Origin of the sequence: Giesbergeria sp. (assembly GCF_028686475.1) — a bacterium.
GTDB lineage: Bacteria > Pseudomonadota > Gammaproteobacteria > Burkholderiales > Burkholderiaceae_C > Simplicispira.
This window is the reverse complement of record NZ_JAQUCA010000004.1, coordinates 169,025-188,687: the sequence shown is the minus strand read 5'-3', so window position 1 is coordinate 188,687 and position 19,663 is coordinate 169,025. Positions and strand designations below refer to the sequence as shown.

The 19,663-nt window shown below is 60.4% G+C and carries 15 protein-coding genes; 7 read left to right on the top strand and 8 right to left on the bottom strand.

Annotation, left to right across the window (positions count from 1 at the left end; genetic code table 11):
• Positions 1-2 precede the first annotated feature (2 nt).
• The 3 genes from PHX60_RS04360 to PHX60_RS04350 are packed head-to-tail and all read left to right on the top strand — an operon-like array spanning position 3 to position 6,475.
• Positions 3-3,776, top strand: coding sequence for a PAS domain S-box protein (locus PHX60_RS04360; protein ID WP_300075198.1), 3,774 nt, complete (start codon positions 3-5; stop codon positions 3,774-3,776).
• A 2-nt stretch (positions 3,777-3,778) separates the two neighbouring features.
• Entirely contained in the window at positions 3,779-4,777 is a 999-nt protein-coding gene (locus tag PHX60_RS04355; protein WP_300075258.1) for a two-component system response regulator, read from the top strand.
• Between the two features lie 6 nt (positions 4,778-4,783).
• On the top strand, positions 4,784-6,475 hold the full coding sequence (locus tag PHX60_RS04350) for an NAD(P)-binding protein (protein ID WP_300075196.1): 1,692 nt from the start codon (positions 4,784-4,786) through the stop codon (positions 6,473-6,475).
• On the opposite strand, the gene PHX60_RS04345 is transcribed toward PHX60_RS04350, so the two are convergent.
• From PHX60_RS04345 to PHX60_RS04320, 6 genes are all read right to left on the bottom strand, one after another.
• Positions 6,461-7,021 carry a hypothetical protein gene (locus PHX60_RS04345; RefSeq protein ID WP_300075193.1) on the bottom strand — a complete coding sequence of 187 codons (561 nt, stop codon included), beginning with the start codon at positions 7,019-7,021 and terminating at the stop codon, positions 6,461-6,463. The two genes, PHX60_RS04350 and PHX60_RS04345, sit on opposite strands and share 15 nt — an antisense overlap.
• Complete coding sequence (locus PHX60_RS04340; protein ID WP_300075190.1) at positions 7,018-7,773, bottom strand: hypothetical protein; 756 nt, start codon at positions 7,771-7,773, stop codon at positions 7,018-7,020. Before PHX60_RS04340 ends, PHX60_RS04345 begins: the two co-directional genes overlap by 4 nt.
• Positions 7,773-8,837 carry a class II fructose-bisphosphate aldolase gene (gene fba / locus PHX60_RS04335; protein ID WP_300075187.1) on the bottom strand — a complete coding sequence of 355 codons (1,065 nt, stop codon included), beginning with the start codon at positions 8,835-8,837 and terminating at the stop codon, positions 7,773-7,775. The genes PHX60_RS04340 and fba overlap by 1 nt, the downstream gene beginning before the upstream one ends.
• Positions 8,838-8,905: 68 nt before the next feature.
• Positions 8,906-10,252, bottom strand: coding sequence for a histidine kinase dimerization/phospho-acceptor domain-containing protein (locus PHX60_RS04330; protein ID WP_300075184.1), 1,347 nt, complete (start codon positions 10,250-10,252; stop codon positions 8,906-8,908).
• On the bottom strand, positions 10,249-10,929 hold the full coding sequence (locus tag PHX60_RS04325; protein ID WP_300075181.1) for a response regulator transcription factor: 681 nt from the start codon (positions 10,927-10,929) through the stop codon (positions 10,249-10,251). The genes PHX60_RS04330 and PHX60_RS04325 overlap by 4 nt, the downstream gene beginning before the upstream one ends.
• 36 nt (positions 10,930-10,965) lie before the next feature.
• Positions 10,966-11,415, bottom strand: coding sequence for an OsmC family protein (locus tag PHX60_RS04320; protein WP_300075178.1), 450 nt, complete (start codon positions 11,413-11,415; stop codon positions 10,966-10,968).
• A gap of 227 nt (positions 11,416-11,642) precedes the next feature.
• Here PHX60_RS04320 and ilvA point away from each other — a divergent pair, with 227 nt between their 5' ends.
• From ilvA to PHX60_RS04300, 4 genes are read left to right on the top strand one after another with little or no spacing between them, the layout of a single operon-like run.
• Positions 11,643-13,217, top strand: a complete 1,575-nt coding sequence (ilvA, locus tag PHX60_RS04315) for a threonine ammonia-lyase, biosynthetic (RefSeq protein ID WP_300075176.1) — start codon at positions 11,643-11,645, stop codon at positions 13,215-13,217.
• Positions 13,218-13,262: 45 nt separating this feature from the next.
• A complete protein-coding gene (locus PHX60_RS04310) occupies positions 13,263-15,788 on the top strand; it encodes a diguanylate cyclase (RefSeq protein WP_300075173.1) in 2,526 nt (841 codons plus the stop codon).
• Positions 15,789-15,812: 24 nt separating this feature from the next.
• Positions 15,813-16,637: an adenosylcobinamide-GDP ribazoletransferase gene (locus tag PHX60_RS04305; RefSeq protein WP_300075170.1), complete on the top strand. Its 825-nt coding sequence runs from the start codon at positions 15,813-15,815 to the stop codon at positions 16,635-16,637.
• On the top strand, positions 16,634-17,212 hold the full coding sequence (locus PHX60_RS04300) for a histidine phosphatase family protein (RefSeq protein ID WP_300075167.1): 579 nt from the start codon (positions 16,634-16,636) through the stop codon (positions 17,210-17,212). Before PHX60_RS04305 ends, PHX60_RS04300 begins: the two co-directional genes overlap by 4 nt.
• On the opposite strand, the gene PHX60_RS04295 is transcribed toward PHX60_RS04300, so the two are convergent.
• Together PHX60_RS04295 and PHX60_RS04290 are read right to left on the bottom strand one after the other, a co-directional pair.
• Entirely contained in the window at positions 17,209-17,997 is a 789-nt protein-coding gene (locus tag PHX60_RS04295) for an rRNA pseudouridine synthase (protein ID WP_300075164.1), read from the bottom strand. The two genes, PHX60_RS04300 and PHX60_RS04295, sit on opposite strands and share 4 nt — an antisense overlap.
• A complete protein-coding gene (locus PHX60_RS04290; RefSeq protein ID WP_300075161.1) occupies positions 17,990-19,654 on the bottom strand; it encodes an MBL fold metallo-hydrolase in 1,665 nt (554 codons plus the stop codon). Before PHX60_RS04290 ends, PHX60_RS04295 begins: the two co-directional genes overlap by 8 nt.
• Positions 19,655-19,663: the final 9 nt, after the last annotated feature.

The following is a 19,663-nucleotide window of genomic DNA, read 5'->3' as shown; positions in this document are numbered from 1 at the left end:
ATATGCTTGATTCCTTTTTCCTCAGCGGTGCCGAGCGCCCGGTGTGGCTGTGGCCACAACACGACCCACGCTTGGTGGCACTCTCGGTGTTGCTGGCGGTGGTGGCCTCGGTCATGGCCCTGCACATGGCCACCTTGGCACAGCGCGCCCAAGCGGGCATGGCGCGGCAGGTGGCGTTGTTCACCAGCGCCTTGGCTTTGGGGGGCGGCATTTGGGGAATGCACTTTATTGGCATGTTGGCCTTCAGTGCCTGTGCGCGTGGGCAGTTTGATGTTCTGCTCACTTTTGTCTCCATACTGCCCGGCGTGCTGGCCTCGTGGGTGGCTTTGGCCTTGCTCACCCGTTCGGAGCTAACGGGCAAATTGTTGCTGGGTGGGGGCGTGGTGGTGGGCGCAGGTATTGGCACCATGCACTATGTCGGCATGGTCGCTTCTAGCGTTTGGCCCATGATGCGCTATGACCCTTGGGGCTTTGCCTTATCGATGGTGCTGGCGGTGTTGTTGGCGGTGGTGGGATTGTGGGTGCGTTTTGGTTTGCAGCGCCATCTGGCATGGAATGCTTGGCCACTGAATGGCGTAGCCGGTAGCGTGATGGGCTTGGCGATTGCGGCCATGCACTACACCGGTATGGATGCACTGCGCTTTGCTGGCCCGGTGGCCACAGATTCCCCCAATGGCCCCACCAGCCAACTGCTGTTGGCTTTGGCCATTGCCGTGGTCACGGTGTTTGCTGGGGCCTTGGTGGTCGCCATCAATGTGGGGCTGCGGTTTCGGCAATTGTTTTTGGAGGCCCAACAGAGCGAATCACGCTTGCGCGCCGTGATGGACACCGCCATTGACGGCATCATCATGATTGATGGCCGAGGCACAGTGCAATCGTACAACAGCGCTGCCCAACGCATTTTGGGTTGGAGTGCCGAGCAAGTGATTGGGCGCAACGTCCACATGCTAATGCCCGAGCCGCACCACAGCGCCCACGATGGCTATTTGCAGCACCATCTACGCACCGGCGAGGAGCGCATCATCGGCACGGGGCGCGAAGTGCAAGCCCTGCACCAAGATGGCAGCTTGGTCCCGATTCGGCTGGCGGTGGGCCGGGTGCAACTGCCGGGGCCGCCCTTGTTTGTGGGCTTTATCAGCGACATCCGCGAGCGCCGCGCCATCGAAGCCTCGCTGCGCGAAAGCGAAGAAAAATTCCGCTCCCTGATAGACAACATCCCCGGTGTGACCTTCCGAGCCCAAGTGGATGGTCAGTGGCGTTTGTTGTTCATCAGCGATGCAATTGAAGCCTTAACCGGCTGGCCCGCCGAGGACTTTTTGGCCCGGCGTATTTTGTTGGCCGATTTAATCCCACCCGCTGAATGGCAACAGGTACAAACACGCATCGGCCAAGCGCTGGCACAAGGCCAAGCCTTTGAGGCCGAATGTCGCTTGCGCCACCGTGATGGCTCTTTGCGCTGGGTGTCGGGCACAGGCCGGGGCGTGACCGATAGCCAAGGCCGTTTGCAATGGATAGATGGCGTGCTGGTCGATACCACCGAGCGCCATGCACGCAATGCCGAGTTTGAAAGCACCGTCCATGCCATTTGGCGCTCGCAGGCCGTGGTCGAGTTTGATTTGCAAGGCCAAGTTTTAACCGCCAATGCCAATTTTTTAAGCCTGACCGGCTACACGCTAGAGGCCATCCAAGGCCAACACCATCGCATGTTTTGTACGCCCAGTACGGTGCAAGACCCTTCTTATGGTGCTTTATGGGCGCGCTTGGCCAGTGGCGAGTTTGCCTCGGGTGAGTTTTTGCGTTTGGGCAAGCACGGGCGCGAGGTTTGGATGTACGCTACCTACAACCCCATTTTTGATGCCGAAGGCCAGCCGTTCAAAATTGTCAAAATTGCCACCGATTTGAGTTTGCGCCGCGCGATGGAGCAAGAGATGCGCCACGCCAAAGAGCGCGCCGAACACGCGGCGGCGGCGCGCAGTATGTTCTTGGCCAACATGAGCCATGAAATTCGCACCCCCATGAATGCCATCATCGGCTTTACCGAAGCGCTGCAAGATTCGGCCTTGGATGCCGTACAGCGGCGCCATTTGGGCACGGTACACCACGCGGCGCGCTCCATGTTGCGCTTGCTCAATGATATTTTGGACACGGCCAAGCTAGAAAAAGGCGCGGTCGAGTTGGAGCTGGCCGATTTCTCGCTGCGCGAATTGTGCGGACAAATTTTGGCCTCCTTGCGTATCACGGCACAACGCAAAGGCTTAGAACTGCGGCTAGATTACCCCCATACCCTGCCCGATGTGCTGCATGGCGATGCCCTGCGCGTGCAGCAAATTTTGGTCAACCTGTTGGGCAATGCGCTCAAATTTACCGAGCAGGGTCAGGTCACCCTGCGTGTGGCTTACCACGCCGGTGAGTTGCTGTTAGAGGTGCAAGACACTGGCATTGGCATTGCGTCCGATAAGCTAGAGCGCATTTTTGACCCCTTCGCCCAAGCCGATGCCAGCACCACGCGCCGTTTTGGTGGCACGGGTTTGGGCACCACCATCTCGCGCCAACTGAGCGAGCTGATGCACGGCAGCATCAGCGTGCAAAGTACCTTGGGCCAAGGCAGCTGCTTTACGGTGCGCTTGCCCTTGCCTTTGGGCAAAGCCCCCATCACCCTACCCACCTTGCACAGCAGCAATTTGCGCCCCTTGCGTATTTTGGCGGTGGACGACGTAGCCGACAACCTAGAGCTGCTGCAACTGACCCTCAGCCGCAGCAACCATCAAATTACACCGGCCTATGGCGGCCAACAGGCCGTGGAGCTGTTTATGCAGCAGGCGTTTGATTTGGTGCTGATGGACTTGCAAATGCCCTGCGTCGATGGCCTAGAAGCCACGCGGCGCATTCGTACTTTTGAGCAAACGCAACAACGCCGTCCGGTGCCCATCATTGCCCTATCGGCCAGCGTGCTAGAACAAGACCGGCGCAACGCCTTGGCCGCTGGCATGGATGGCTTTGCCGACAAACCCTTGGACCCGCAGCGCTTGCACTTGGAAATGGCGCGGGTGCTGGATATTCGGCCAGTGGATAACAGCAACCCTACGCTGGTGCCTATTGCCCCTGTGGCCGTGGCCTTGCCTCCGGCGGTAGGGCCACAGGCCGGGCCAGAACCCGCCATTGACTGGGAAAAAGGCTTGCGCCTGTGGACGCGGCTGGATGTGTTCAGTGCTGCTTTGGGCCGTTTTATGCAAGAGCAGCAAAACACCCCAGAGACCCTCATCGCCCTGCTGGCCCAGCAAGATTGGACGGCCTTGCGTGCCACGGCGCACCGACTGCGTGGCGCTGCTGGCAATTTGGCGCTCACACAGGTACACAATGGGGCGGTGCAACTGGAGTTGGCGGCCCAACAGGCCCATCTGCCGCAGATGCAAACCTTGGTGCCCGCACTGTCTGCGGCTTTGGCCGCAGCGGCCCAAGCCCTGCAAACCGTGCAAACCCAGGCCGCCACAGCCAGCCAAGATACTTTGGGCCTTGCGCCCAGCGTCTTGAGTGCCGCGCAGCAAGTCCAGGCTTTGCAGGCACTAGAGCAACTGCAAACCGCCTTGGCCCAAGCCGAACTGCCCGAAGCCCCATTGCACACCTTGGCACAACTGTTGCATGCTTTGAGCTTGGAGCCACTGCAACAAGCGCTAGACCATTTTGATTTTGACCGGGCGCAACACTGCCTAGAGCGCTTGCGGATGCAACTGCAAGCCGCCACACTGCAAACCTCCCCTATCGAGAAAGCCCCCTGATGATGCCCGCCATCACCCCAGACCACCGCCCGCGCCTGTTGCTGGTGGACGACGAACCGACCAATCTGCAAGTATTGCGCCACCTGCTGCAAACCGACTACCGTTTGTTGTTTGCCACCGATGGCCAACGCGCCCTAGAGATTGCCCAGCAGCAACGCCCCGACTTGATTTTGTTGGACGTGATGATGCCGCACACCGACGGCTACGCCGTGTGCCAAACCCTCAAAGCGCAGGCCAGCACCGCCACCATCCCCATCATCTTTATCACCGCCCTGACCGACCACGCAGACGAAGCCCGAGGGCTGGAAATGGGCGCGGTGGACTACATCACCAAGCCCATCAGTGGGCCGGTGGTGCGCGCGCGGGTTTGTACCCATTTATCCTTGGTTCATGTGGACGAACTGCGCGAGACGCGCCTGCAAATTGTGCAACGCTTGGGCCGCGCCGCCGAATACAAAGACAACGAAACTGGGATGCACGTTATCCGCATGAGCCACTATGCCCAGCGGCTGGCGCTGGCTGCTGGCTACAGCCCGGTGTGGGCCGAAGACTTGCTGAACGCTGCGCCCATGCACGATGTGGGCAAAATCGGCATCCCAGATGCCATTTTGCGTAAACCGGGCAAACTCGATGCCACCGAATGGGACGTGATGCGCCGCCACCCCGAAATCGGCGCGCAAATCATTGGTGAAAATCAGCCATCGGGCTTGCTGCAACTGGCCTGCTCCATCGCCCTGAACCACCATGAAAAATGGGACGGCAGTGGCTACCCGCGTGGTTTGGCGGCAGAGGCCATCCCGATAGAAGCGCGTATCGTGGCCTTGGCCGATGTCTTTGATGCCCTGACTGCGCGCCGCCCCTATAAAGAGCCTTGGCCCTTAGCAGACACGCTGGCACACTTGCAAGCCCAAGCCGGGCTGCATTTTGACCCGAGCTTGGTGCCGCTGTTCCTCGATTTGGTGCCGCAGTTGCTAGAAATTCAGCAGCGTTGGGCCGATTAAGCCCCTATGCAACGGCGGCATTTTTTGGGCAGCACGGCGCTGCTGGCCAGTGGCCTAAGCGCGTGCCAAGAAACCCCTCCACCGGAGTTGCCCGGCGGCTTTACTGGCACGAATATGGCGCGCGGCCATGCGTTGCGCCAGCCCTTGCCTTTGGGTGCTGCACCGGCCCGCGTGCAGCGCACCCAAGTGCTGATTGTGGGCGCAGGTATGGCAGGGCTGGCGGCAGCACGCGCTTTGGGTTTGGCCGGAGTGGCAGATTTTGCCCTGCTAGAGTTAGAAGACCAGCCCGGCGGCAACAGCCGGGGGGGCAGCGTGGGCGGTATCGCCTGCCCACTGGGTGCCCACTACCTGCCGCTGCCGGGTGCTGATGCCAGCGAAGTGCAAGACTTGCTAGAACAACTGGGCCTGCGCCAGCGCATAGCGGGGCGCTGGCAATACGATGAGCGCCACCTGTGCCACAGCCCGCAAGAGCGGCTGTTCTTTCAGGGGCAGTGGCAAGAGGGCCTGCTGCCCATGCAAGACGTAGCCGCCAGCACGCTGGCCCAATACCGCCAATTTGCCCAAGCGGTAGAGCAGCTGCGCCAACAAGCGCACTTTGCCATGCCAGCGCTCAAGACTTGGAACGGCCAGCGCCCCCTGCACCCGGTGCATCAGCAACTCGATGCCCTGCCGTTTGCCCAATGGTTGGCACAGCAAGGCTTGAATGACGCGCATTTGCGCTGGTATTTGGATTATTGTTGCCGCGATGATTACGGTGCTGGAATAACGCGCGTATCGGCTTGGGCGGGCATCCATTATTTTGCCAGCCGACATGGGTTTCATGCGCCGGGTGAATCGAGCAGCGCTGGGGTGGAGTCCGAAGGCATCCTCACTTGGCCCCAAGGCAATGGCTGGCTTAGCCAGCAACTGGCTGCACCATTGCAAGCGGCAGGCCAGTTGCACACCGCGCGCAGCGTGTTACGCATAGAAGAGCAGCGCCACGGCATCATGGTGGATGCTTTTAACCACACCACCCAAACGCCCGAGCGCTGGCAAGCGCAGCGCTGCATTGTGGCTTTGCCGGTGTTTGTCGCGGCCAAAGTGCTGGCCCAGCCGCCCGATTTTGTGCGCCAAGCCGCCCAAAGTCTGCGTTGGGCACCGTGGCTGGTGGCCAACCTCCATATCGACGCACCATTGCAAGACCGCCCCGGCGCGGCCCCTGCGTGGGACAACGTACTCTATGCCGATGCCAACCCCGGCGGCTTGGGTTATGTGGATGCCGGACACCAGCGCCTGGACCCGCGCCCAGCGCCCACGGTGTTGAGTTATTACCAAGCCTTGGGCGATGCGCCCGATGGCCGCACCCAATTGGCACAGCAGCTGTGGACGCATTGGCGCGATGCCATCCTCAACACCTTGCACCTAGCGCATCCCGATATACGCCAGCGCGCCCAGCGCATGGACATCACCCGTTATGGCCACGCCATGAGCATTCCGGTGCCCGGCACCCAAGCCCTGTTGCGCCAATGCAGCCAGCCAGTCACTGGAAAGACCACGCTGCTGGTGCAGGGTGAACGAACCACTTTGTTGCCGCTGCCCGCTACCGCTCGGCTGGCTTTTGCCCACAGCGATTGGTCGGGCTACTCGGTGTTAGAAGAGGCTTTTACCCGTGGCCACCATGCTGGCTTGTGGGCGGCCAGCCGCTCAAGTGGCGCTTGATACGCTGGCCGTTGGCGGCAGGCAGTGCAGCAGTTCCAACGGTTGCGCTTGCACCAACAACTGCCCAGCGGCATCGTGCAACAACGGGCACAAGGCCATATCAATGCCGTGCAGGGTATGCACTGCCAGCACCAGATATTGCTGCACCCCATTGGCATCGAGTACCGGGGTGGTGCCGGGGTTTGGCACTACCGCCTCTTGCAAAGACAGCGCAGTTAAAAAGCTATGCAGCGCCAACAGCACCGGGCCAATTTGTGGCTGCAAGGCGGCGTATTCTTTCGTGCTGGGGGTTAAGCTGGCACGGATGAAGGTGGTGAGCTTTTGCAGCGCCTCTGTCGAGGCATGGAAGTTTTGCATGGCTTGCACGCCTGCACCCGCCATGCGGCAGCTCTGAAAATCTTGCCCTTGTGTTGGTTGGCCCACCAAGAACAAAGCCGGGGCCAACTGGCCATCGCGCGCCAACAGGGTACTGGCGATGCCGAGACAATGCTGATAGGCGGCCTGCACCAAACTGCCAGAGAGTACGAATGTAGATTTTTTGGTCATAAAACAGGTGGTTTGGGTTCACCCAACACCGGAAAGGCGGGCAGCACCAGCTGTTGATCTACCCGGCCCACGGCTTGGAGTACGCTGGCGCGCAGCTGTTGCGCCCATTGGCGCCCCAACTCCCCCGAGCGCAAATAATCGGCATGGTTGCCCCGGTTGGGCAGCAGCAAGCGCTCATCGACCAGCAGGGTGATTTGTACGTAAGCCCCGCCAGCGTTGGCATAGCGGTAGCTGATATGGGCATAGGGCTGGGGCAGGCCGGGTGCTTGGGTTTGCAACCACTGTTGCAAGGCCGGGTGGTTGCGCTCCATCCAAATTTCACTGCGGTTGGCGGCGCGCTTAAAGCGCAAGCAATCAATGCGTACCGGGCTGCCATCGGTAGCATCTTGCACCCAGACATCGGGCTGGCGCGGGCAGGTGTCTGTCCACATTGTGGGGTCTAGTGCCGGGGCGCTACGGTGGTGCGTGGTTTGCAGCCACACCAGCGCCTGCCAAGCCTCGCCTTGGCGCAAGGCCCAGGTGCGGGTTTGCAAGGGCAAACTGGCCCCCAGTTCGGGCAACAGCGGCCAGCTTTGTGCGGAGGTGCCCAAATCTTGCCAATCGCCCGGTGGCAGCGCCAGCTGCATCTGGCCCACCGTATGGCCTTGGTGGCCCGGTGGCAGCGGCGCACAGGCCACCAAGGCCCAAGACAACCCTAGCACGGCTGCCACGCTACGCCAGCCGTTGTAGCTGTGGGCTGCCAAAGGCAGCATTAGTGGACCACCTGGGCCAGTTCGCCGCCCACGTAGCGCTTGGCCATTTGCTCCAAGGTGTAGCCCTTGATTTTGGCGGCTTGGCCTTCGCATCCAAACTCCAGATAGCGTTGCTTGCAGATGGCTTTGGCGGCTTCGCGCGCGGGCTTGAGCCACTCGCGCGCGTCGAACTTATCGGGGTTCTCGGCCATAAACTGACGCACTGCGCCGGTCATGGCCAAGCGGATGTCGGTGTCGATGTTGATTTTGCGGACACCAAATTGGATGGCTTTTTGGATTTCTTCCACCGGCACGCCGTAGGTTTCTTTCATCTTGCCGCCATACTGGTTGATGATGGCCAACAGCTCTTGCGGCACGCTGGAGGAGCCGTGCATCACCAAGTGGGTGTTAGGAATGCGCCGGTTGATGGCCTCGACACGCGAGATGGCCAAAATATCGCCAGTGGGCTTGCGCGTGAATTTGTAAGCGCCGTGGCTTGTACCAATGGCAATCGCCAGTGCATCCAGTTGCGTGGCTTGGACGAATTGGGCGGCTTCTTCCGGGTCGGTCAGCATTTGGCTGTGGTCCAATTTGCCCACTGCGCCCACGCCGTCTTCTTCACCGGCTTCGCCAGTTTCCAAGCTGCCCAAGCAGCCCAGTTCGCCCTCGACGGTGGCGCCGATTTTGTGCGCCATTTCGACCACTTTGCGCGTCACTTCGACGTTGTAATCAAAGTTGGCGGGGGTTTTGCCGTCTTCGCGCAGCGAGCCGTCCATCATCACCGAGCCAAAGCCCAAGTCCAAAGCGCCTTGGCAGATGGCGGGCGAAGTGCCGTGGTCTTGGTGCATCACCAAGGGGATGTGGGGGTACATCTCGGCGGCGGCTTGAATCAGGTGCTTGATGAAAGATTCACCAGCATATTTGCGTGCGCCAGCGCTGGCTTGCAAAATGACGGGCGCGCCTACTTCGTCGGCAGCGGCCATCACGGCCTGCACCTGCTCCAGGTTGTTGACGTTGAAAGCGGGGATGCCATAGCGGTTTTCAGCAGCATGGTCGAGCAGTTCGCGCATCGAGACGAGGGGCATGGTGGTAGTCCGTTCTGAGGAGGAAAGAGAAGGGGCACAGCGGTGCTTGCCGCTGGATGCTGCCGATTTTAAGGGCCTTGCGGTGTTGGTGTGGGCGCAAAGTCGATTCGGTAGCAGGTGGTGAAAGGCGCTGGCGCTGTTGCCGTGCCAAAACGCGCACCATGCACCGCAGCCACACGGGCGATGATTTCTTGCCCCAAGTGCAGGCTATCGCTGGGGGGAGGCGTTTTGGCCTGCGCCTGCGCCAAAGGTCGCGCTCCGTCGTCGCACACTTGCAACCATGCGCCATGCTCTGGGGTGCCGGGGCCGCATTGCAGCTCTATTTGCGTGCCGGGCGGGGTGTGGCGCAGGGCGTTTTCAATCAGGTTGCGTAGGGCCATTTCCAACAAGACGGCATGGCCGGGCAGCAGCAGCGCCTCGGGCGCTTGCACGGACAGGGTGTCTTGGCGTTGCCACGCGCTGGCCACATAATCGGCGGCCAGATGGCGCGCCAAGGCAGCTATATCCACCGGGCTGGCCTGACCGTGCCATTGGCCCCGGCTGGTGCGCGCCAAGGCCAGCAACTGTTGCAGCACATGGCCTGCACGCAGGGCATCTTGGCGTATCAAGTCCAAGGCTTGGCTTTGGGCCGCTGCGGGCAAGCCACCCGCCAAGGCTTGGGCTTGCAACACAATTGCCGCCAACGGGGTGCGTAACTCGTGCGCTACTTCGTTGGCCAGTTCCCGCTCGCGCCGCAGTGCTTCTTGCTGGCGCGCCAGCAAGGTGTTGATGGAGTCCACCACGGCATCAAACTCTTGCCAGTTATGCTGTGATGCTAGGCGTTGTGCCCCTTGTACGTCCAGCTGTGCCACATCTTGCGATAACTGGTGCAGTGGGCGCAGTCCTCGGCCAATCGCCAATCCCAGCGCCAAAGCGACTACAGGCAACAGCCATAAGCCCGGTTCCACCATTTGCCCCGCAATATCATGGGCCAGCCGGTCGCGCTCTTGCACGCGCAACAGCACCATGATTTTGTGGGCTTGGGCGGCATCCCAGCGCGAAAAACTGCGCCACGGCTGCTGCTGTGGCCCCAGTTGCAGATTGGCATAACCCACTTCTGCGTTGAACTCTGGCACCGGTGCGCTGCCGAGGTGCCATAGCAGTTGCCCATGCTGGTTCCATTGCACCACGCTCAAAGATTGCTGGTAATCGTGGTTTTTTGGCAGCGGCCACGGGTTGGCAGACGGTGTTGGCGCGGCGGCGGCGTTCAACTCTAGCAGCAGTGCCGAGGCAGTGGCCAACTGGCCATCGGTGAGTTCATCGGCTTCGTGCAGGCCGGTGCGGTAGGCCAGCGTGACAAAGCAGGCCCAGACCAGCACCAAAGCCCCCAAACTCCACAGCAGTAGCCGCTGCGTGAGTGAGCGCTGGCTGCTCATGCCGGTTCGGGTGGCACAAAGTAACCGACACCGCGCATGGTTTGGATGCACTGGCTGCCGAGTTTGCGCCGCAGGTGGTGGATATGCACTTCAATCGCGTTGCTATCGACCACCGAATCCCAATCGTACAGGCGCTCTTCCAGTTGCCGCCGCGACAGCACCCGCCCCGGCGACTCCATCAGCAGGTGCAGCACGGCAAATTCGCGCGGCGAAATCTCTACCCGCTGGCCATCCAGTTGCACCACACGGGTAGCGGGGTTGAGTTCAATCGCGCCGTGGCGCACCAGCGGTTGCGCCCGGCCAGCGGCGCGGCGCAACAGGGCGCGCAGGCGGGCCTCCAGCTCGTCCATATCAAACGGCTTGCTCAGGTAGTCGTCGGCCCCTTGGTTCAGCCCGGCAATGCGCTGTTGTACGCCATCGCGCGCCGTCATGATGAGTACCGGCGTGGCGGCATCGGGCAGGGGGTTTTTGCTGGCGCGTAAGCGTTGCAGCAAGCTGGTGCCATCGCCATCACTCAGGCCCAAATCGAGCAACACTGCATCAAAAGGCTCAGAGCGCAAAGCGGCCCAAGCGCTGGCGACACCCGCGCAGACATCCACCGCATAGCCGCGCTGGCGCAAATTGGTACGCAAGCCTTGGGCAATGCTGGCATCGTCTTCTACCACCAAAATTCGCATGGTGTGCTGTTGGTTGGCTATTTGCGTGGCTGCGGCTTAGGCCGGTAGCAGCTCAAAGCTGGTGGTGATGGCGGCCATTTTGCCCAGCATTATGCTGGCGGAACAGTATTTTTCGTGGCTCATGGCAATGGCGCGTTCTACGGCAGTGGGTGGGATGTCTTTGCCCGTGACGCTAAAGTGCATGTGAATTTTGGTGAACACCTTGGGGTCGGTGTCGGCGCGTTCGCTGGTGAGCTTGACGCTGCACCCACGTACATCGTGGCGGCCACGCTTCAAAATCAGCACCACATCGTAGGCGGTGCAGCCCCCGGTGCCAGCCAATACGGTTTCCATCGGGCGCGGGGCCAGATTTTGGCCGCCGTTCTCGGGGCGGGCGGCATCAGGGGCTCCGTCCATCACCAGCGTATGGCCGCTACCCGTCTCGGCGACAAAACCCATGCCCGAGCGCGTGCCGCTTGCGCCGGTCCAACTGACTGTGCATTCCATGTTGATTTCCTTCGGGGTTGTTTTTTAACAACAGCATTGTCGTGGATTTTGCTGCTATGCAACATAAATGCTGGCGTTGGCTTATAATTCAAACTACGCGATGCTTAATTTGGTAGTTACCCCAAGCATGGCACCTGTTGTCTCCTCCATCTCCTCAAAGGATGGATTCAGCCCCAAACCATTGGTTTGGGGCTTTTTTTTCGTCTGTCCGCCTATCATATCGTTCTATGACCCAGCCCCTGACCCCTTCCGACTACCTGAAAAAAATCCTCACCGCCCGCGTTTATGACGTAGCGATTGAAACCGACTTGCAAGTGGCACGCACCTTGAGCCAGCGTTTGGGCAACAAAGTGCTGCTCAAGCGCGAAGACCAACAGCCGGTGTTCAGCTTCAAGCTGCGCGGTGCTTACAACAAAATGGCGCACCTTAAGCCCGGCCAGTTAGAGCGCGGCGTGATTTGCGCCTCGGCGGGCAACCACGCCCAAGGCGTGGCCATGAGTGCGCGCAAACTGGGGGCGCGGGCGGTTATCGTCATGCCGACCACCACGCCCCAGCTCAAAATTGATGCCGTGCGCGCCTTGGGTGGCGAAGTGGTGTTGGCGGGCGAGAGTTACTCCGATGCCTATGCCCATTCGGTCAAGCTGGAACAAGAGCAGGGCCTGACCTTTGTCCATCCCTTTGATGACCCGGATGTGATTGCAGGCCAAGGCACGATTGCGATGGAAATTTTGCGCCAATTGCAAAAATTGGGCAGTGGCAACCGGCTCGATGCCGTGTTTGTTGCGATTGGTGGCGGCGGCCTGATTGCCGGTGTAGCCAACTACATCAAAGCCCTGCGCCCCGAAATCAAAGTGATTGGCGTGCAGATGAACGATTCGGACGCAATGGCGCAATCGGTGGCCGCAGGTGGGCGTGTCACCTTGCCCGATGTGGGTTTATTTTCCGATGGCACGGCGGTGAAATTGGTGGGCGAAGAAACCTTCCGCATCACCCAAGGCTTGGTGGACGAGATTGTCACGGTGGACACCGATGCGGTGTGCGCGGCGATTAAAGATGTGTTTGTCGATACGCGCTGCATTGTCGAGCCTGCCGGTGCTTTGGCCGTGGCGGCCATCAAGCAATATGTGGCACAGCACCGCACCGAGGGCGAGACCTACGCCGCCATTTTGTGCGGGGCCAACATGAACTTTGACCGCCTGCGCTTTGTGGCCGAGCGCGCCGAAGTGGGCGAGGAGCGCGAGGCCCTGCTGGCCGTGAGCATCCCCGAGGAGCGCGGCAGCTTTCGGCGCTTTTGCGAAATCATTGGCGACTTGCCCGGTGGCCCGCGCAACGTGACCGAATTTAACTACCGCATCAGCGATGCGGCGCGCGCGCATGTGTTTGTCGGCCTGACCACGCATGGCAAGGGCGAATCGGCGCAACTGGCACAAGCCTTCAGCCAGCACGGTTTTGAAGCGCTGGATTTAACGCACGACGATTTGGCGAAAGAGCATTTGCGCCATTTGGTGGGTGGCCCTTCGGCGCTGGCACACGATGAGCGCCTGCTGCGCTTTGTCTTCCCGGAGCGTCCCGGTGCCTTGCTCAAGTTTTTGAGCCTGATGCAGCCCAGTTGGAACATCAGTCTGTTCCACTACCGCAACCAAGGGGCCGACTATGGCCGGATTTTAGTCGGCATCCAAGTACCGCCTGAAGATGGCGCAGCTTTTGCGGAGTTTCTGGCTACGCTGGGCTACCCTTATGTCGAGGAGACGCACAATCCCGCCTATCGCCTGTTTCTGCAAGCCCCTCACAGCAGCCAATAAACCGTTCTTGGCAGAGTACCGCCTTGCCCTCGTTGTGCGCCCACCATGCTGCCCTATCCCCACCAGACCCGCTCGCTTAAAACCCGCATCAGCCTGTTTACGCTGCTGATTTTTAGCGTCAGCCTCTGGTCTCTGACTTTGTATGCCAGCCAGATGTTGCGCCACGATATGCAGCGGCAACTGAGCGACCAGCAGTTTTCGGTGGTGCATTTTTTAGCTGGGGCGATTGATGCCCACCTCAATGAGCGGGTGCGGGCGCTAGAGCTGGTAGCTGGCGGCATTACGCCGCAGATGCTGGGCCAGCCCGATGAATTGCACCGCCTGCTCGACAGCCTGCCGGTGTTGCAAGCCATGTTCAGCGGTGGTGGCGTACTGGTGACCAATGCCCAAGGTACAGCGGTGGCCGGGGCCCCACGCTCAGTGGGCCGAATCGGGCTTAATTTTATGGACCGCAAAGCCGTTGCGATGGCACTGCGCCAAGGGCAGGTCGTGATTGGTACGGCGGTGCTGGACAAACGCTTGGGCGTGCCAGTGATTGGCATTGCCGCGCCAGTGCGCGATGCCCAAGGGCGCAGTGTCGGGGTTTTGGCGGGTGTCATGGCGCTAGAACACGCCAGTTTTTTAGACCAATTGACGCAAAACCCCTATGGCAAAACCGGCAGCTATTTTTTAGTGGACCGGAAAGAGCGGCTGATTGTGGCCTCCACCAAAAAGGTGCGCGTACTACAAGCTTTGCTACCGCTCGGGCAAATTCCGGCCATAGACCGCTTTGTCGATGGCTTTGAGGGTTCGCAAATTTATACCAACCCCACAGGGGTAGAGGTGCTTAATTCGGTCAAGCGCCTGAAGTTGGTGGATTGGGCTATTTCAGTCTCCATCCCCACTGCCGAGGCATTTGCCCCAATTTGGGCGATGCAGCAGCGCATGTTGTTGGCCGCCTTGTTGCTGACGGTGTTGGCCGTTGCACTGACGTGGTGGTGGTTGCGCCGAGAGTTATCGCCTTTGCTCGATAGCGCCCGCACCTTGTCGGACATGTCTTTGGCTGAACAATTGCCACAACCTTTGCCGATTGTGCGCCCTGATGAAATTGGCATTTTGATTGGGCAATTTAATCAATTATTGGAGCGCGTCACCCAACAAAGAAGCTCCTTAGAGCAGCAGTTGCAGCTGTTTTCGGCGTTTATTGATGCCCTGCCCAACCCGGTGTTTGTCAAAAACCAGCAAACGGTTTTTACCGCCTGCAATCGGGCTTATGAGCAAGCGTTTGGCATCGAGCGCACCCGGTTTATTGGTAAAACGGTGTTAGAACTTGATTACTTGCCACAGGCTGCCCGTGAGGCTTTTCAGGCGGCAGACTTGGCTTTGTTGGCCCAAGGTGGCCAAACCCAAGCAGAAATCGACATCGCCTTTGCCGATGGCAAATTACGCACCGCGTTGTACCAGCGTTGCACCTTCGATTTGGGCGCAGAACGCGGCATGTTGGGGCTGATTGTGGATATTTCGGAGCGCAAGCAGCGCGACGACTACCAGCGTTTTCACAGTTACATCCTAGAAATACTGGCCAACGGCACACCGATGGAGACCATCTTAGAAGCCATTGTGCGTGGCGTTGAGACCTTGCACCCCGGCAAGCTGTGCAGCATTGTGCTGCTAGACGAAACTGGCCAACAGGTGGTGCAGTGCATAGCCCCCAGCCTGCCGCCGTTTTACAACCAAGCCCTGATTGGCTTAAAAGTGGGCGTAGGGGTAGGCTCTTGCGGCATGGCGGCCTTTACCGGCGAGACGGTAGTGGTGGAAGACATTGCCAACCATCCCTATTGGGCCGAATTTAAGGATTTGGCCGCCCAAGCGCAGCTGGGTGCCTGCTGGTCGCAGCCTATTTGCTCGGGCAACAACCGCATTTTGGGCACTTTTGGCATTTACCACCGCCAGCCCTATGGCCCGACGGAGGCCGACTTGGCGCTGATTGAGCAAACCGCCCAATTGGCCAGCATCACTATCGAAAAAAGCCTTGCAGAAGAAAAAATCCGCCAGCTGGCCTATTGTGATAGCCTGACCCAACTGCCCAATCGGCGTTTATTAGAAGAGCGGCTGGCGCTGGCGCTGGCCAGTAGCCGCCGCACCGGCCTGCATGGCGCAGTCATGCTGCTCGATTTAGACAACTTCAAGCCGCTCAACGATACCCACGGCCATGCGGTAGGCGATTTGCTGCTGCTAGAGGTGGCGCGGCGCTTAACCGCCAGTGTGCGCGAAGTCGATACCGTGGCCTGTTTGGGTGGCGATGAGTTTGTGGTGGTGATTGGCGATTTGCACGCCCAAGCCGAGCCAGCACTGGCCCAAGCCATGACTGTGGCCGAAAAAATCCGTACTGCCCTGTCCCAAGCCTATCGTCTGGAGGTCGCAGCCCAAGCCGGTAGCCCGGCCAGCGTGGTGGAACACCACTGCTCTTGCAGCGTCGGCATGACTTTGTTTGCCGGACGCGATACCCCCCGGCAAACCGATTTATTGCGCCAAGCCGATGATGCCATGTACCGCGCCAAGCAATCGGGGCGCAACACCATTCACCTCTAAAAGCTTTAACAGCCCTTTGCCCTGATGCAAGCTCTTCGCCATTATTTGCTGGCTGTGCAATTTTTTACCCGTATTCCTGTCACTGGACGGCTGGCCGATTGGGTCGGCTTTAGCCCAGCCATGTTGCGCGCCAGCAGCGCGCATTTTCCGGGGGTTGGTTGGTTGGTGGCCGCCGTGGCCATGCTGGTGTATGCGGCCTTGCATCTGGCACTTGCACCCAATCCACTGGCACCTGCCGTGGCAGCGGTGGCTTGCACCATTGCCACGGTGTTGCTCACCGGGGGTTTTCATGAAGACGGTTTGGCCGATGTGGCCGATGGCTTGGGCGGCAGCTACGACCGCGAGCGCGCCTTAGACATCATGAAGGATTCGCGCATTGGCGCGTTTGGTGCGATGGCACTGGTGTTGGGGCTGTTGGCCAAGTGCAGCTTGTTGGCCTTGTTGGGCGCGCACAGCCTGCCAGCGGCTTTGGCCGCTTTGTTGGGGGGGCATGTGTTGTCCCGCTGGTGGCCGTTGTGGTTGGTGCGTTGCCTGCCGCATGTGGGGGATACGGCCAAATCCAAAAGCAAACCGCTGGCCGACCAAATCAGCAATGCGGCTTTGCTGGCTGCCGGACTGTGGTGTGTTGCTCCGTTGGCGCTGGTGTGGCAATGGCAGTCGGCGCTGTGGCTGGCGATGGCGGTGCTGTGCAGTGCTTTGGCAGCGGCCCACATGGCACGGCGCTTGGCGCGGCGCTTGCAAGGCTTTACGGGTGATGGTTTGGGCGCAGTGCAACAACTGGGCGAAGTCGGGTTCTATTTGGGCGCAGCCTTGGCTTTGGGGCCGTTGGGCCGCTGGGTCAACACATGAGTATTCTTCAGTTATGGCTGGCGCGCCATGCCGCCCCTCTGATTGCGCCGGGGTATTGTTATGGCCGATGGGATATGCCCGCCGATGCCGCTGCCACCCAAGCCGCCGCGCAAGCCTTGGCCCAAGCACTGCCACAGCGCGTGCTAGTCTGGCATTCCCCCTTGCAACGCTGTGCCCAATTGGCCCACGCTTTGCAAGCTTTGCGCCCAGACAGCATCAGCCAGCCAGATGACCGCTTGCAAGAGATGGATTTTGGTGCTTGGGAAGGCCGCCGTTGGGACGACATTCCACGCCATGACATAGACACTTGGGTGGCTGATTTTGCCCACTACCGCCCCGGTGGGGGTGAGAACCTACAAACCATGTTGTTGCGCGTAGCCAGCGCTTGGCAGGCAGCCCAAAGCCTAGCGACCGAGCAACAAAACCCTGTGCTATGGATAAGCCATGCCGGGGTGGCGCGTTGCCTAGATTGGTTGCAACAAGCTCCAGCTACCCAGCCACCCAGCGCGGCCCAATGGCCGCAGCAAGCACCGGCCTTGGGGGCTTGGACTTGCTGGCCGTTGGGCGCTGCTTAGAACTTCTCCCACGCTTGCAAATAGCGCCATTGCCCTTCGGGCACTTTGGCCAGCGGCACCCGGCCCAAACGGATGCGCCGCAAACTGACCACGCGCAGGCCCACCGCCTCGCACATGGCCGGAATTTGGCCGGGGCGAATCCCCTTCAGCGCAAAGCGCAGGCGGGTTTCGTTTTGCCAACTCACTTTAATCGGTGGCAAGGGGCGGCCATTGAAGCTCAGGCCGTGGCAGAGTTTTTGCAGCCCACCCTCGGCTATTTGGCCCGCCACTTCAACAATACATTCTTGCTCTAGCGTTTCGATGTCTTCGGCCAGTTTGCGCGCGATGCGTGGGTCTTGCGTATAAACCACCAAGCCACTGGCAGGGGTGGGCAGTGGGGTAAAACACTGCAATTGCTTGAAATGGCGCAACAGCACGCGTGTGCCGGAGGCATCTTCCGGCAGGTGCGAAGCTGCATTCAGCAAGGTCACAGCAGAGGGTGCGCCTTGGCTGCGGCTGGCGTGTGCTGGAGCGGTAGCTTCCAGACCCAAACCAGCCTCAAAGCCGGGCGGCTTGTGCAACAGCAGCGTTACTGGGGCCAAATCCAGCAAGCTGGCATCTGGGGCCAAGGTGACGGTTTGGTCTGGCCGCACGCGCGCGCCGGGCAGCTCCACCACTTGGCCATCCACACTGACCAAGCCGCCTTCAATGTATTGTTCTGCTGTGCTGCGCGAACAGCCTAATTGTTGCGCCAGTCGTTTGGCCAAGCGCACTAGCCCGGTGGGGGGATTGCTGTGTTCAGTCATTACCGGGCTCCATGCTGCGGATGCGCTCTACATGCGCCAATAAGGAGCGCTGGGCCACCGGCCACAGGCGCGGTGGCACATCGGCATAGGCGTGGGCTACCCAATCTTGCATGGTGCCACCGGGCAGGGCTTGCATGGCGGCCAGCACCTTGGCCTCGCGGGCCAGCCGGTGCGCTCTCAATTGGGCAATGGCGTTGCGGGCTTCGTGCAGCACATAACCATGCGCGGGCAAGATAAATTCGATTTGGTATTGTTGGCACAGGGCATCGAGCCGGTCTAAAGAATCGAGGTAATCGGCCATATTGCCATCGGGGGGGTCAATCACCGTGGTGCTACCGTTGAGGATGTGGTCGCCCGAGAACAACAAGCCATCTTCTTCCAACAACAGGCACAGATGATTGGCGGCATGGCCGGGGGTGTGTACCACCTGCAAGGTGTGTTGCACTGGCCCTTGTAGCCCGGTGCCGCTCAGGGTCAGGCGTTGGCCGTTTTGTAGCGTTTCGTCGGGGCTAAAGGCGCTGGCAGCGCGTGCTGTCGGGGCCGATGGCAAGCCCAAAATCGCTGGCTGACTGCGCCCGGTTTGGCGGCACAAGGCTTGCAAAGGTGCGGCACCGGGAGAGTGGTCGGGGTGCGAATGGGTACACACAATGGCGCGGATATCGCCCCCCGCCGCACGCCAGAGTTTTTCTAGGTGTGCGTGGTCGGCCGGGCCGGGGTCAATGGCGATATAGCCGGTGCTGGGGTCGCCCACCAAGTAGCTGTTGGTGCCGGGGCCAGTCATAAAACCGGGGTTGGGGGCTGTGAGGCGCTGCACGTTGCGTAGCAGGGGCACGGGCGCTTCGCTTTGCCAATCGAGTGCGTGTGCTGGTGTTTGGCCGTCCGGGCAGACCAAGGCCAACTCGCCAAACGGGGCCTCGTGTTCCATGTAATGCACTTCTTTACCGGCCAGCAGGCCACCGCGTGGGCAAGAGACCCACAAGGGCTGTTCGTGCGCTAGACCGGCCAACACGGCCTCGGTGTTGGCAAAATCGGCCAGTCGCTCTAAGGTGCGGATGGTGGGATAAATCATAAAAAATTGCCCGGCAGCATGGCGCTCTAAGGCCAGCCGGGGCGAGACCCACACCGGTTCAAACTGCTCTTGCTCGTCGGCCACCGGGGTTTGGCCCTCGGGCATCCGGGCGATTAAAAACGGCACGGCAAAGCGCTTGTTTAACTCGCGTGCGCCCGTCCAGTGGGCCAGCACATAGACCATGTCAGCGGCCAATGTCAGGCCGTGGGCGGCGCATTGCTCGGCAAAGGGCGCATGGCGGCTCAGGCGGGCAATGTCTTGGTCATCGGCCATGCGGCCATCGGCATGGCGGGCCAACAAAATGCCCAGTTCTTCAAAGCTCTCGCGGATGGCGGCAATCGCTTGCGTCAGGTGCAAATCACTTTGCGTGGGGCGGCGTGCGGCTACCGTGTGCGCTTGGGCATCTTGCACATCAATACCGCCACCGGGGAAAACGTAAGCTCCCGGCGCAAAGCTGGCTTGGTCGGAGCGGCGCGTCATAAGCACCTCTAGGCCCTCGGGGCCATCGTGCAGCAGCAACACAGTGGCGGCATCGCGGATAGGTGCAGGGGTGCGGGGTGGGTGCAGGAGTTGGCTGGTGCGTATCATGATGACCTG